Source organism: Actinoallomurus acanthiterrae (assembly GCF_054775715.1).
In genome coordinates this window covers 10265946-10280143 of record NZ_BAAHCO010000001.1, presented here as the reverse complement: position 1 = coordinate 10280143, position 14198 = coordinate 10265946, and the positions used below count along the sequence as shown (strand labels likewise).

At 73.3% G+C, this 14198-nt stretch carries 12 protein-coding genes; 6 read left to right on the top strand and 6 right to left on the bottom strand.

The window, feature by feature from the left end; genetic code table 11:
- Positions 1 to 167 precede the first annotated feature (167 nt).
- Positions 168 to 407: a DUF397 domain-containing protein gene (locus ACYVF7_RS48435; RefSeq protein WP_433182041.1), complete on the bottom strand. Its 240-nt coding sequence runs from the start codon at positions 405 to 407 to the stop codon at positions 168 to 170.
- Positions 408 to 1286, bottom strand: coding sequence for a helix-turn-helix domain-containing protein (locus ACYVF7_RS48430; RefSeq protein WP_460358518.1), 879 nt, complete (start codon positions 1284 to 1286; stop codon positions 408 to 410). It abuts the gene before it with no gap.
- A 175-nt stretch (positions 1287 to 1461) separates the two neighbouring features.
- Here ACYVF7_RS48430 and ACYVF7_RS48425 point away from each other — a divergent pair, with 175 nt between their 5' ends.
- Positions 1462 to 1974: an ATP-binding protein gene (locus tag ACYVF7_RS48425; protein WP_460353066.1), complete on the top strand. Its 513-nt coding sequence runs from the start codon at positions 1462 to 1464 to the stop codon at positions 1972 to 1974.
- Between the two features lie 75 nt (positions 1975 to 2049).
- On the opposite strand, the gene ACYVF7_RS48420 is transcribed toward ACYVF7_RS48425, so the two are convergent.
- The 3 genes from ACYVF7_RS48420 to ACYVF7_RS48410 all read right to left on the bottom strand — a co-directional run bounded on the left by ACYVF7_RS48420 (position 2050) and on the right by ACYVF7_RS48410 (position 3654).
- On the bottom strand, positions 2050 to 2319 hold the full coding sequence (locus tag ACYVF7_RS48420) for a DUF202 domain-containing protein (protein ID WP_460353063.1): 270 nt from the start codon (positions 2317 to 2319) through the stop codon (positions 2050 to 2052).
- Positions 2316 to 2663, bottom strand: coding sequence for a YidH family protein (locus tag ACYVF7_RS48415; protein ID WP_460353060.1), 348 nt, complete (start codon positions 2661 to 2663; stop codon positions 2316 to 2318). Before ACYVF7_RS48415 ends, ACYVF7_RS48420 begins: the two co-directional genes overlap by 4 nt.
- Positions 2664 to 3225: 562 nt before the next feature.
- A complete protein-coding gene (locus ACYVF7_RS48410; protein ID WP_460353058.1) occupies positions 3226 to 3654 on the bottom strand; it encodes a hypothetical protein in 429 nt (142 codons plus the stop codon).
- 813 nt (positions 3655 to 4467) lie between these two features.
- On the opposite strand from ACYVF7_RS48410, the gene ACYVF7_RS48405 reads away from it, so the two are divergent.
- Together ACYVF7_RS48405 and ACYVF7_RS48400 are read left to right on the top strand one after the other, a co-directional pair.
- Positions 4468 to 8991 carry a cation-translocating P-type ATPase gene (locus ACYVF7_RS48405; protein ID WP_460353055.1) on the top strand — a complete coding sequence of 1508 codons (4524 nt, stop codon included), beginning with the start codon at positions 4468 to 4470 and terminating at the stop codon, positions 8989 to 8991.
- A gap of 103 nt (positions 8992 to 9094) precedes the next feature.
- Positions 9095 to 9217, top strand: coding sequence for a hypothetical protein (locus ACYVF7_RS48400; RefSeq protein ID WP_460353052.1), 123 nt, complete (start codon positions 9095 to 9097; stop codon positions 9215 to 9217).
- 54 nt (positions 9218 to 9271) lie between these two features.
- On the opposite strand, the gene ACYVF7_RS48395 is transcribed toward ACYVF7_RS48400, so the two are convergent.
- Positions 9272 to 9865 carry a TetR family transcriptional regulator gene (locus ACYVF7_RS48395; protein WP_460353049.1) on the bottom strand — a complete coding sequence of 198 codons (594 nt, stop codon included), beginning with the start codon at positions 9863 to 9865 and terminating at the stop codon, positions 9272 to 9274.
- A 220-nt stretch (positions 9866 to 10085) separates the two neighbouring features.
- Here ACYVF7_RS48395 and ACYVF7_RS48390 point away from each other — a divergent pair, with 220 nt between their 5' ends.
- From ACYVF7_RS48390 to ACYVF7_RS48380, 3 genes are all read left to right on the top strand, one after another.
- Positions 10086 to 11864: an AMP-binding protein gene (locus ACYVF7_RS48390; protein ID WP_460353046.1), complete on the top strand. Its 1779-nt coding sequence runs from the start codon at positions 10086 to 10088 to the stop codon at positions 11862 to 11864.
- Between the two features lie 93 nt (positions 11865 to 11957).
- Positions 11958 to 13022 carry an acyl-CoA dehydrogenase family protein gene (locus ACYVF7_RS48385; RefSeq protein ID WP_460353044.1) on the top strand — a complete coding sequence of 355 codons (1065 nt, stop codon included), beginning with the start codon at positions 11958 to 11960 and terminating at the stop codon, positions 13020 to 13022.
- Entirely contained in the window at positions 13022 to 14194 is a 1173-nt protein-coding gene (locus ACYVF7_RS48380; RefSeq protein WP_460353042.1) for an acyl-CoA dehydrogenase family protein, read from the top strand. The genes ACYVF7_RS48385 and ACYVF7_RS48380 overlap by 1 nt, the downstream gene beginning before the upstream one ends.
- The last annotated feature ends 4 nt before the right edge of the window (positions 14195 to 14198 follow it).

Below are 14198 nucleotides of genomic sequence, written 5' to 3'. Positions count from 1 at the left end.
ACCCGTTCTAAGACGGGATCTGCAAGCCTGTCCGCATCTGTCGATGTCGGAGAGAACTTGTTCCTGTTCGGTTTCGAGTCGGGGAGCGTGCCGCGGAGGCCGGTGTGGTGGCTCCTTCGGTGACCCCGGCCGAGGGTGCCCGGGCGGGGGTGTTGTGTGAGGTTGGGTCAGGCGATCAGCGTGTCGAAGTCGCCGGCCTTGGCGCCCTGGATCAGCGCCTCGATCTCCGTTCTCGTGTAGACCAGAGCGGGTCCGGACGGGTGCCGGGAGTTTCTGACGGCGACACTCCCGTCGGGGAGCTGCGCCAGCTCGACGCAGTTACCCTGTGAGTTGCTCCGGTGGCTCTTCTGCCACCGCACGTCCGCCAGATCCGTGGCGGGGATGCCGTTGTAAACCCGGTGCTGCATTCATGTCTCCTGGAGAATCCTGCTGAGGATCTCGGCGGTGTTGTCCGGAGGTGCGCTGACCACACAGAGGCGTTCCATGGCCTCCATGTAGGCGTCGACGTCATCGCGCCTGTCCAGGTAAAGCGCACTGGTCAGTTGCTCGACGTAGACCACGTCCGGCAGGTCCGATTCGGGAAACCGCAGGATGGTGAACGCCCCGGCCTCGGCGGTATGACCGCCGACCCGGAACGGCAGCACCTGAAGAATGACGTTCGGCAGCTTCGTCGCCTCGATGAGGCGCTCGATCTGGCCGCGCATCACTTCTCGTCCCCCGATCGGGCGTCGCAACGCCGCCTCGTCCACGACCGCCCACAGTCGGGGTCCGTCCCCTCGGGTGAGCAGCTTCTGACGAGTTATCCGCAGGCTGACCCTCTGCTCGATCTCCTCTGGAGGTGCGGCCGAGTTGCCCAGGGCGATGACGGCGCGGGCGTAATCCTCGGTCTGCAGCAGACCGGGGATGAACTGGACCTCGTAGGTACGGATCAGCGCAGCCGCCTCTTCCAGCCCCACATAGGTCTCGAACCAGCCCGGCAGAACGTCGCCGTACCTGTGCCACCAGCCAGGAGTGTTGGCGTCCTGAGCGAGCGCGAGAAGAGTCTCCCGGTCTCGCTCGTCCATGACGCCGTAGAGGGTGAGCAGGTCGGCCACGTCGCGCTCCTTGAAGCCCACCCGGCCCAATTCCAGGCGGCTCATCTTGGAGCCGGAGGCCCGGATGGCGTATCCGGCCTCCTCGCGCGTGATGCCCTGCCTTTCCCGCAACCGGCGCAGCTGAGCACCGAGGAGCCGGCGAAGAACGGTCGGTCCTCCGGCGGGCTGCGTCGTGTCCACCCCTACCTCCATGAGCATCGGTCAGCGCACAGTCTGCCACTCCCTTCCGTCTATGTCAGAGCTTGCACGATCGTCTGCACGTGCATCGGGCCTTGCATCTGCAAGGCATGTCGAGCAGGATAGCGCGCGAGGCACGCCGATCACTGCTTCCCAGAGGATCGCGATGACAGCACACGGAGCGCGCTGGATGACTGGAGAGAGCGTCGACGAAGCGCATGAGTGGCTGTGGTCGGCGATCGCGAGGGGCGGACCATGGCCCGACCGCGCCCTGTCGGCCATGAGTCTCGGCGCGAACGCGATCACGCTGGACCTCGCCGCCATGCCCGAATCGGTCCGGGAGGCTCGGGATTTCGCGCGTAAGGGACTGGCGGGCTGGGGCCTGGCGAGCATGTACGACGACGTCGGGCTCGTCGTCTCCGAACTCGTCACCAACGCCGTGCGGCACGCCGTCGGAGGGGCGGCCCGTTCCTTCGGCGACACGCCGGTCACCCTCGGCCTCGTGCGTGCCGACGGCCGGCTGACGTGCGCGGTCGCCGACCCCAGCGATGAGGTGCCGACCCAGGGGGAGGCCGACTTCGTCTCCCAGAGCGGACGCGGGCTCTACCTCGTCGACGCGTTCAGCGACTCATGGAACTGGACGCCGCTGTACGGCCACGGAAAGGTCGTCTGGGCGATCTTCAGCATCCGGCGCGGGTTCTGACCCGCCCTGGCGCCTTTCCTCACAGCAGCCCGGCCCTGGCCCTTCCTCACAGCAGCCCGGCCCGGGGGCTTTCCCTCACAGCAGCATCGCGCCGGCGATCGCGATCACCAGGCAGGTGCCGACCGCGAGAACGCCCTGAACGCGCGACATCGGGGGCGGCGCGCCGTCCGCGCGCAGCAGCCGCCGCCTGCGGTACGCGACGATGGTCAGGGTCACCGGGGCGAGCAGCGCCACCGCCCCGACCGGAAAAGCGATCTTGAAGGCGAGCAGGCCGACCGCCCAGCAGGACAGTGTCGTGCGCATCCACGCGAGTTCCGTTCGCTGAGCCTGCAGGCCGGAGCTCACCGGGTCACGATCCCGCTCACCAGCGTCAGGGCGAAGAGGATCGCCACGCCCGCCGTCAGGAGGGCCGGAAGCGGGTCACGCGGCAGGCACACGCCCAGCCGCATGGCCTCCTGCGCCCGCCGCCACCGGACGTAGGCGATCGGGGCGATCAGAACGCTCAGGGCGATCGCGCCCAGTCCGATCTCGCGGTGCCAGGCCGGAAGCGTCACGCCGTGGATGCCGCCGGCCAGCGGTATGCCGAGCGCGGCCAGCCCGAAAGACGTCCGCACCCAGGCCAGCAGGGTCCGTTCGTTGGCGAGCGAGAACCGGTAGTCGGGCTCGTGCCCGGGTTCGTCGTCCGACATGTTCCTCCTTACGAGACTCGAACCCCTTCTCGCGAGAGTCGGGGCCGACTCGATGATGCACGTTCCCGCGGTCCGGGCTCGCCGCCGGACTCCACGAGACGCGCGCCAGGGCGCTCCCGCGTCTCCGGTTCGGACGAGTCTGGCGTTTGGGGCAAATCGCCTGAACTTGCCTTCCGTATGACCTCGACCAGGGAAAAGGTCCGTCCGGATCTCCTCTTGTGGGCTTGTGTCGAGGCCTTCTGCGGAGCAACGTGGACCTTCGAGAGCGGAAAACGGTGTTCCGGCATGAGCGGGGGATGGTCGGCATGGCCGTGCAGAAGAAAGCCACGAGAGCGAAGCCCGCGTCGTCGAGAACGACGCGGACGACGGCCGCCGCCAGAGGCGGCCGATCGGAGACCACGACCCGGACGACGCGCCGCCAGGAGCACGGCGCGAAGGTCCCGGTACCCGTGGTCATGCCGCGTGTGAAGGTCATGAAGGTCCCCGTGCCCGGGGTCTCCTACGTCGGCGACGCCGGAAAGGCCGCCGCCTCCCACCTGCCGCCCGCGGAACGGCTGGCGTTCTACGGCGGTCTGGGCGCCGCGGCGATCTTCGGGATCATCGACTGGCCGGTCGCCGCCGCCGTCGGCCTCGGCACCATAGTGGCACGGCGCGCCTTCGGCGGCCGACGCGGAGCGACCCGGCCCGGCCGAGCCGCGCGGGAGCCGGCCGCCGGAGAAACGGCGGGCGAGCCGGCCGCCACGAGCCGGACGGCGGCGAGCAGGGGCCGGACCACGACCAGGGGCCGGACGACCGCCGGTAGGTCGACGAGCAGGACGGCCGCGAGCAGGTCGACCGCTGGCAGGACGACCGCGGGTAAGTCGACGACGAGCAGGACCGCCGCGAGCAGATCGACCGCCGGCCGGACGACGACGAGCAGGACGGCCGCGAGCAGGACCGCGACGGCGAGCCAGGGGGCGACCCAGGGCCAGTCCGGCGGGTCCTCCAGCACGTCCGGTCGGTCGAGGGCGACCCAGGGCGCATGACGCCGGGCCCCTGACCGATGCCGCTGCTACGCCTCCTCCAGACCGCGACCGGTCTGCTCCAGGCGACGACGACTCTGCCCGGTACCGTCGCGCGGGCATCGGGCGGAACGGCAGGGGTCCCCGGCCTGCTGGCGCGCGCGTCGGGTGACGCGGCGCGCCTTTCGGGTGCCGCTGCCCTACGGGCCTCGAGTGAGGCCGCGGGCGCGGTGGGGCGTTTTTCGGGGACCGCCGTATGGGCGTCGGGTGAGGCCGCGGGTGCGGCGACGCGTCTTTCGGGGACCGCCGTACGGGCGTCGGGCGATGCTGCGGGTGCGGTAGGGCGTCTTCCTGGCGCTGCCGCACGGGCGTCGAGTGAGGCCGCGGGCGCGGTGGGGCGTTTTTCGGGGACCGCCGTATGGGCGTCGGGTGAGGCCGCGGGTGCGGCGACGCGTCTTTCGGGGACCGCCGTACGGGCCTCGGGTGAGGCCGCAGGGACGGCGGGGCGTCTTCCGGGCGCCGCCGTTCGGGCCTCCAGCGAGGCCGCAGGTGCGGCGACGCGTGTCTCGGGGACCGCCGTACGGGCGTCAGGTGAGGCCGCGGGTGTGGCGAGGCGCCTTCCGGGGACCGCCGTTCGGGCCTCGGGTGAGGCCGCGGGTGCGGCCGCGCGGGTCTCGGGGGACGTCGCGGGCGTGATGGCGCGGCTTTCCGGTGCCGCCGCGTGGGCCTCGAGTGAGGCCGCGGGTGCGCTGGCGCGCCTTCCCGGTGCCGCCCTACGGGCGTCGGAGGAGGCCGCGGGTGCGGTGAGTCGCCTTCCCGGTGCGGCCGTGCGGGCGTCGGGGGAAGCCGCGGGTGCGGTGGGGCACCTTCCCGGTGCCGTCGTACGGGCGTCGAGGGACGTCGAGCGCCTGCCGGATGCGGTCGCCCGGTTCCCCGGTGCCGCCGCGCGGGCGTCGGGGACCGCGGTGCGCGTCGCCGTGGAGGTGGTCGAGGGACGGCGGGTGCACCGGGCCGAGGGCCGGACGAGCATCCGGGTCCGCGGCGTGCACCGCCCCGGCCGTGAGGACATGGCGGCGGACCTCGTCGGGGAGATGCTGAAGGTCGCGGGCGTGGCGCGGGCGGAGGTCAACGCCGTTCTCGGGACCGTCATGGTGATCGAGGACGGCGAGGTGCCCGTCGACGCGCTCGTCGACGTGGTCGAGATGGTCGAGGACCGCCACGGCACGGCCGGCGACTCGTTCGCCCGGCATCCCGACCCGTCGCACCGGCAGGGGGTCGTGCGGGAGACGGCCCTCGTCGCCGCGTACCTGGCCGGTGCCGGCACCGCGATCACGAGCCGGCTGGTGCTGCGCACCGTCCCCATCCCCCCGGCCCTGGGCACCGCGATCGCGATGGTCGACTCGACGCCTCAGGTGCGGGACCGGCTGGTGCGGTTGATCGGGCCGGCCGCCACCGACGTGGTCGTCGGCAGCGGCCTCGCGACCCTGCAGGCGCTGGCGCAGCAGCCGGTCGGCCTCCTCATCGGCTCCGTGCACCGGAGCGTCCGGGTGGGGGAGATGCGCGGGCACCGGGCGGCCTGGCACCGGCGCGTGGAGCGCCTGATCCAGCATGAGGGCGCCTTCGACGCCGCGGCCCTGCACCTGCCGGAGCGGCCCGTACCGCTGCCGTACGGGCCCGTGGAGCGGGTGGCCTGGACGATACCGGCGGCGATCACGGCCGCGGTGGGCACGTATTTCTTCACGCGCGACGGCGCGCGGGCGCAGGGAGTGCTCGCCGCGGGCGTGCCGCGCGCGGCGCGGATGGGCCGCGAGGCCTTCGCCACCCAGATCGGCCGGATCGCCGCCGGCCGGGACGTCGCCGTGCTGAACCCGGAGAGCCTGCGCCGGTTCGACCGGATCGACCACGTCATCGTCGACGCCTCGGTGCTGCGCACCGGCGACATGGTGATCGAGGACGTCGTGCTCGTGTCGCCGGAGGCCGGCGCGGAGGAGGCCTACGAACGCGCCCACGCGCTGGTCGACCTGGAACGGCCGGACGCCCGGCGGGAGGAGGGCGCCTGGGCGGTCTCCCTGGTGCGGCCGGCCAGGGCGCGCGCCGGCCGTCGTGGCGCGGGCGACTCCGTGACCGAATCCGGCCTGCCCGCGGACGCTCGCGAGCGCGCGGCCGAGCTGCGGAAGCGGGGCGCGACCGTGCTCCTCCTGACCCGCGACGGCGAACCGGCCGCTCTCGTCTCCGTGGTCGCCGAGCTGGATCCCCTGGCCGAGGCGCTGATCGCCGCCGCACGAGGAGTCGGGTCGGTCGCGGTGGCTGGCGCCGCGCCGCTGGCGCGGCGGCTGAACGTGGACCGCACGGTCGCGGGCGGGAACCGGCTGCTCGCCTCCGTACGGCGGTGCCAGGAGGAGGGGTGTGCCGTCGCGCTCGTCGCCGCGCACGGCGGGGAGTCCCTCGCGGCGGCGGACGTCGGCATCGGCGTGCTGGCCCACGGCCGCCGGCCGCCGTGGGGCGCGCAGCTGCTGTGCGGCCCCGGCCTGGCCGAGGCGTGCCTGCTGCTGGAGACGATGCCGGCGGCGAAGCAGGCCAGCACGCGGGCGGCGCAGACCGCCGCCGTCGGGTCGGTGTCGGGGGCGCTGCTGGCCGCGGCGGGGCCGTCCCCCGGGGCGGCGCGGCGCGCCCAGCTCGCGGTCGACTTCGCCACCATCGCGGCGTTCGGCGTCGGCACCTGGTCGGGCCGGGCCCTGGCCCGGCGGCCCGCCCCCGTGCCCCAGGACCGTACGCCGTGGCACGCGTGGCCGGCCATGGCAGTGCTGAACCGGCTGCAGTCGTCGATGTCCGGCATCGGCGAGGACGAGGCCGACCGGCGGCGCTCCGACCTGGGGGAGGCGGTACGGCCGCCGGGCCTGGCCCACGTCACGGTCGAGGAGCTCGACAACCCGCTCACTCCGGCGCTCGCGGCGGGCGCCGGGGTCTCGGCGGTCATGGGATCGATCATGGACGCGGCCCTGATCAGCGCGGTCCTGGGGGGCAACGCCGTGATGTCCGGCTTCCAGCGGGTCCGCGCCGACCGCGCGTTGCGGCGGCTCGTCGACCTGAGCGCGGTACGCGTCCGGCTCCGGCGGCCCGGCGAGGACGGTGAGGACGGCGAGGAACCGCGGGCCACGGCCGACGAGCTCGTCCCCGGCGACGTCGTCGTGCTGGCCGCCGGGGACGCCGTCCCGGCCGACCTGCGCCTGCTGGCCGCGGAGGACCTGGAGGTCGACGAGTCCAGTCTGACCGGGGAGTCGCAGCTGGTCACGAAGAGTCCCCGGCCGAGCCTGTCCCGGTCGGTCGCCGAGCGGTACTCGATGCTGTACCAGGGCACGGTCATCGCGGCGGGGAACGCGACCGGCGTCGTCGTCGCCACGGGCGCCCAGACCGAGGTCGGGCGCACGATGCGGGAGGGCGGCGACGAACGGCGTCCGGGCGGCGTCGAGACGCGCCTGCGCGCGCTGACGGAGGTGACGCTGCCGGTCGCGCTCGGGGCGGGGGCGGTCCTCTTCCTGTCGGATCTGCTGCGCGGGTATTCGATGGCGCAGGCGCTCGGGCCCGCCGTCAGCCTCGCCGTCGCCGCCGTCCCCGAGGGACTGCCCTTCGTGGCCACGGCGGCGGAGCTGGCGACGGCGCGCCGGATGTCCCGGCGTGGCGCGCTCGTCCGCAACCCGCGCACGATCGAGGCACTCGGCCGCATCGACGTGCTCTGCTTCGACAAGACGGGCACGCTGACCGAGGGCAGGCTGCGGCTGCGGCTGGTGTCCGACGGCATGGCGGCCGCCCCGGTGAAGAAGAAGAGACTGCCGCCGTTCTTCCGGAGGGTCATCGCGGCCGCCGTTCGTGCGACCCCGGATCCCGGTGGCGGCCGGCTGCCGCACCCGACCGACCGGGCGATCATGAGGGCGGCCCGGAAGCTGGACATGACCGCGGCCGAGGGCCTGGGGTCCTGGGAGCGGGTCGACGAGATGCCGTTCGAACCCGGGCGCGGCTACCACGCCGTCCTCGGCCGGACGGACGGCCGTCAGCTGCTGAGCGTGAAGGGCGCACCGGAGATCGTCCTGGAACGGTGTGACACCTGGCTTCGGGACGACGGGCCCGTCCCGTTCGACCAGAAGGCGCGGGAGAAGGTCGAGCAGGAGGTGGACCGGCTGGCGCGTCTGGGGTACCGGGTGCTGGCGGTCGCCGAGCGCAAGGCGTCGGGGCGCCGGGACCTGGACGAGTCGCGCATCGACCGGCTGGGCTTCCTCGGCCTGACCTGCATCGCCGACCCGGTCCGGCCGACCGCCGCCGAGGCCGTCGACCGGCTGCGCAAGGCGGGCGTCGACGTCATCATGATCACCGGTGATCACCCGACGACCGCGGAGGCCATCGCCTCCGAACTGCGCCTCCTGGACGGCCGGATCATGACCGGGCCCGAACTCGACGCCCTGCGCGACGACGAACTGGCCGACGCGCTGGCCGGGGTGTCGGTCTTCGCCCGGGTCAGCCCCGCGCAGAAGGCCCGCGTCGTCCAGGCCCTCCGGGCGGCCGGAAGGGTGGTCGCCGTCACCGGCGACGGCGCCAATGACGCCCCCGCCATCCGGCTGGCCGACGTCGGCATCGCGCTCGGCCAGCGGGCCACGCCCGCCGCCCGCGAGACCGCGGACGTCGTCGTCACCGACGACCGGATCGAGACGATCACCGACGCGATCGCCGACTGCCGGGCGATGTGGCGGTCCACGCGCGACGCCCTGGCCGTACTGCTCGGCGGCAACCTCGGCGAGATCGCCTTCACAGTGGGCACGGGCCTGCTCAGCGGGCGCAGCCCGCTCAACGTGCGCCAGCTGCTCCTGGTCAACCTGCTCACCGACATGGTCCCCGCGATCGCCCTCGCGGCCCGCCCGCCGTCCGGCGTGACGCACGAGGAGCTCCTGGCGGAGGGCCCGGACCGGTCGCTGGGCGGCGCGCTCACCCGGGACGTGACGGTACGCGCGGGCACCACGGCGGGCGCCGCGCTGGCCGCGTGGATGCTGGCGAGGGCGAGCGGCACTCGTGGCCAGGCCGACACCACCGGTCTGGTCGCGCTCGTCACCACCCAGCTGGCCCAGACGATCGCGGCCGGCGGGCGCGACCCGCTGGTGCTCGTCTCGGGCTTCGCGTCACTCGGCGTGCTGGGGATCATCGTGCAGGTGCCGGGTCTCAGTCACTTCTTCGGCAGCCGGCCCCTGCTGCCGCACTGCTGGGCGATCGCCCTGGGCTCGGCGCTGGCCTTCGCCGTGGCCGCGGTGCTGTTGACGCGCCTGCGGCGAAACAGCGTCTGACTTGGGAAAATATTCACTCTGCCGCCACCCTGGCCGGTCGCTTTGATTCGGACAAGCAGGCATAATTCACGCGACGGTACCCCCTCAACCCCGTAGGTGCCCCATGCCTGACATCGTGTCGACGATCCTCGCGAAGGCGCTCGTCATGCTCCTCGAGGCCCTCCTCACCCGGGTGGCCCTCTACCTGATCCGCACCGGGATGTTCCAGCAGCTCACGACCGGCTGACCGTCCGGAGCGGGTCGTGAACCCGCTCCCGGGCGGTGGTCCGCCTCGTCGGCGTCAGAAGTCGGCGAGCAGGCGGGCCGCGGCGATCTCCAGCCGCACCTGGATCACCTCGTTCGTGGTGTGGCCTCGGAGCATCTCCAGCATCTCCATCACCCATACGCTGCTCAGCGACCGCAGCAGAACCCGGCTCTCGTCGGTCCCCCCCTCTGTGTCGGTCGCCGTCACCCGGGCCAGCAGGCCCGCCATCCGGTCGCCGAAGTCGGTCTTGACGTCCGACAGCAGCAGCGACCGGATGAGCGCGTCGGCCAGCTCCGGCTCGCGCATGAGTCCCCGCGTGGCGCGCATCAGCACTTCGACGGCGCGTCCGGCCGCGGTCTCCGACCGGGGCGGGCGGCGGTCGAGGCTGCCCTCGAGGGTGTCCATCTCCTCGCTGACGACGGCGACGACCAGGTCCATCTTGGACGGGAAGTAGCGGTACAGCGTGCCGAGCGCCACTCCGGCGCGCTCGGCGACGGTGCGCATCTGCATGGCCTCGACGCCTCCGCGGGAGGCGAGGGCGGCGGCCGCCTGGACGATGCGGCGACGGCGCTGGTATTGGCTGCGGGAGCGGACCCCCTGGTGGCTGGCGGCTGTTGACTCTGCCGTCACGACGACTCCTTGGGCTGGGAGCGCGGTGCCCCGCCCGCGCGTGTCACGCACCAGGGTACCGTCGGCGAGAACACGTTATGTATTACCGGCGGGTTGCGGAAGCGAGGAGGTTTCACCGAGGTAAGCGGAGTCTGACATCCCTCGTTGATCTCTGGTGGTGGACACATATTAGAATGTGTTCTAGTTTTCTTCCGGGTGAGACCGACCGGGAGGTGAGGCGGTGTCCGGCACCGTGGCCGAGCTGCTCCGGGAGCGGGCCGCCGACGACCGCGTGGGCCTGCGGTTCGCCGACGAGGCCTGGACCTGGCGCGAGGTCGTCGGCGAGTGCGCCGCCCGCGCTGGCTGGATGGCGACGATGCGCGGAGCCACGCGCCCGTTGCACGTCGGCGTGCTGCTCGACAACGTCCCCGAGTTCGTCTTCCTGCTCGGCGGCGCGGCCCTGTCCGGCAACGTGATCGTCGCGCTCAACACGACCCGCACCGCCGACGAGCTGGCCGGCGACGCCAAGCGCGCCGACTGCGACCTGATCGTCACCGAACCGCGCCACGCGGCCCTCGCGGACCGGCTCGCCTCCCGTACCGGCCTGCCGCTCGCCGAGCCCAGCCCGGCCCCGCCCCTCGACGCGCCGCTACCGGCCGACGCGCCCGCGTCGCCCGCGTCGCCCGCGTCGCCCGCGTCGCCCGCGCCGCCCGCGTCGCCCGCGTCGCCCGCGTCGCCCGCGTCGCCCGCGCCGGCCGCGCCGGCCGCGTCGCCCGCGTCGCCCGCGTCGCCCGCGTCGCCCGCGCCGCCCGCGCCGACCTCGCCCCTCGATGCGTCCGCGCCGGCCTCGCCGCTCGACGCGCTCGCGCCGGCCGTGCCAGCCGCGCCGCTCGACGCGTCCGTGCCGGTCGCGCCGGACACCCTCCTGATGCTGATCTTCACGTCCGGCACGTCGGGGCGGCCGAGGGCGGTGCGGGTCACGCACCGGAAGGTCGTCGTGCCGGGCACGGTCCTGGCCGGCCGCCTGCTGGGCCGGGGCGACGTCGTCTACTGCCCGATGCCGCTCTTCCACTCCGGCGCCGTCATGGCGGCGTACGCCCCGGCGCTCGCGGCCGGCGCGCAGCTCGTGCTCCGCGCGCGGTTCTCGGCCTCCGGCACGCTGCCGGACGTCCGCCGGTACGGCTGCACGTACCTGCACTACGTCGGCAAGGCGCTGTCGTACGTCCTGGCCACGCCCGAACGCCCCGACGACGCGGACAGCCCGCTCCGGGTCGCGTTCGGCAACGAGGCGGCCCCGCTGGAGCAGAAACGGTTCGGCGCGCGGTTCGGCTGCGTGGTCGTCGACGGGTACGGCTCCACCGAGACCGCGATCTCCTTCTCGCCCGACCCGGCCGGGCCGCCGGGAGCGCTCGGCCGCCTCGGCGACGGCATCAAGATCCTCGATCCGGAGACCGCCCGGGAGTGCCCGCCCGCGCGGCTGGACGCCGACGGCCGCGTGACCAACGGCGGCGAGGCGATCGGCGAGCTCGTGAACACCAAGGGGCTCGGCCTGTTCGACGGCTACTACCACGAGCAGGCCGACGACCGGCTCCGGGACGGCATGTTCTGGAGCGGCGACCTCGCCTACCGGGACGCCGGGGGTTTCGTGTTCTTCGCCGGGCGGCACGCCGACCGGCTGCGCGTCGACGGCGAGAACTTCGGCGCCGCCCAGGTCGAGCGGGTGCTCGGCGAGCTGCCGGGCGCGGAGGAGCTCGCGGTGTACGGCGTGCCGGACGTCGCGGCCGGCGACCAGGTGATGGTGGCGCTGGTCGGCGACTTCGACCCCGACGGGTTCGCCGCGTTCCTGCGCGGCCGCGCGGACCTGGGCGCCAAGTGGACGCCGCGCTACGTCCGGGTCGCCGGCGGCTCCCGTGCACGGCCTCCAACAAGGTCGTCAAGCGCGCGCTCGCGGCGGAGGCCTGGAACACCTCCGACCCGGTGTGGTGGCGGCCCGGCCGGGAGCCGCGGTTCCGCCGCATGACCGCCGAGGACGTCGACCGGCTGCGCGCCGAGTTCGAGAGCCGGGGCCGCGGACGCCTGTGGCCCTCCGGCGCGACCGAGTGAGAAGGGGATCATGGACTTCGACCTGGACGAGAACGCGCGGGAGCTGCGGGACCTCGCGGCCGGCCTGCTCGAACGCGAGGTCACGACCGAGCGCCTGGAGGCGCACGAGAGATCCGGCGCGCCGTACGACACGGCGCTGTGGAAGGCCCTCGCCGACGCCGGGCTGCTCGGCGCCTGCCTGCCCGAGGAACTGGGCGGCGCCGGGCTGGGGGCGGTGGAGTTCGCGGTCGTCCTGCGGGAGATCGGCGCGCGCGTCGCCCCGGTCCCCGCGTACGCCTCCCTCGTCGCGGCGATGACGCTCGCCCGGCACGGCGGCGGAGAGCAGCTCGCCGGCTTCGCGGACGGCGGGCCGGTCCTGAGCGTCGCCTTCCGCGAGCCGGGCACCGGCCTCACGACGACCGCGCGCCGCGACGGCGACGCGTACGTCCTCGACGGGGTCAAGACCTTCGTCCCGTACGCGGAGCAGGCCGACGTCATCCTCGTCCCGGCACGTCTCGTGGACGGGATCGGCGTCTTCCTCGTCGAGCCCGGGCAGGTGACGATCGCCCCGCAGCCGTCGGCCACCGGCGAGCCGCTGTCGCGGATCGGCCTGGAGGGCGTACGGGCCGGCGCGGACGCGCTGCTGGACGCCGGGGCGTACGGCACCCTCACCGGGTACGCCACCGCCGGCGCGGTCGCGATCGTCTCCGGCGTGCTCGACGCCGCGCTCACGCTCACCACCGAGCACGTCAAGACCCGCGAGCAGTTCGACCGGCCCCTCGCCGAGTTCCAGGCCGTCACCATGCAGATCGGCGACGTCTACATCGCCAAGCGGGCCCTGGACGTGGCGGTGTGGGCGGGCGCGTGGCGGCTCGCGGAGGGGTACGACGACGCCGCCGAGGTCCTCGCCGTCGCCGCGTACAACGCGTGCGACCCGGCGCTGAAGGCGTTCTACACCTGTCAGCACCTGCACGGCGGGCTCGGCCTGGACGTGACCTACCCGCTGCACCGGTACTTCGGGTGGGCCAAGCACCACGCCCACCTGCTGGGCGGCGCGGAGGCGCAGCTCGACGCGATTGGAGCTCTGGTGGCCTGATGTTCATCGACCTGACCGACGAGCAGAAGGTGCTCCGCGCCGAGCTGCGCGAGTACTTCGCCTCCTGCCTGACCCCGGAGCAGCGCGAGGGGATCGCCGACGACCCGTTCGGCACGGCGTACATGGCGCACTGCCGGCGGCTCGGCCAAAACGGCATGCTCGGCATCGCGCTGCCCAAGGAGTACGGCGGCCGCGGCTTCGGGCCCGTCGAGCAGCAGATCTTCGCCAACGAGATCGCCCGCGCCGAGGTGCCGTACCCGATCATCACGCTGAACACCGTCGCGCCGACGCTCGTGCAGTTCGGGACCGAGGAGCAGAAGAAGAGGTTCCTGCCCGGCATCCTCGCCGGGGAGTGCCACTTCGCGATCGGCTACAGCGAGCCCGGCGCCGGCACCGACCTGGCCGCGCTGCGCACCACGGCGGTCCGGGACGGCGACCACTACATCGTCAACGGCCAGAAGATCTTCACCTCCGGCGCGCACTACGCGGACTACGTCTGGATGGCCGTGCGGACCGACCCGGAGGCCAAGAAGCACAAGGGCATCTCGATGCTCATCGTCGACTGCAAGGACCCCGGCTTCTCGTGGACGCCGATCGTCACCATGGACGGCCGCCACCACACGAACTCCACCTACTACCAGGACGTCAAGGTCCCCGCCGACCTGCTCGTCGGCGAGGAGAACAAGGGCTGGAACCTCATCGTCAACCAGCTCAACCACGAGCGCGTCACCCTCGGCCCGGCCGGGAACATCGGGCACACCTACGACCGCTTCGTCCGCTGGGCCCGTACCAAGAAGGGCCGCGACGGCCGGCCGCTCATCGAACAGCCCGACGTACGGCGCGCGGTCGCGCAGGTCCACGCGTACCTGCGCGTCAACGAGTTCCTCAACTGGCAAGTCGCCGCGAACATGGACCTCGGCTGGCTCGGCGCGCCCGACGCGTCCGCCACCAAGATCTACGGTTCGGAGCGCATGCAGGACGTCGGCCGCGTCGTCGGCGAGGCGCTCGCCCGCTACGGCGACCCCGGCGACGAGGAGACCCGCGACCTCATCGACCGCCTCGACCACGGCGTGAAGGGCGCGATCGTGCTGACCTTCGGCGGCGGCGTCAACGAGATCCAGCGGGAGCTCATCGCGATGATCGGCCTCGGCCTGCCGCGCGCCCCCCGGTGAAGGA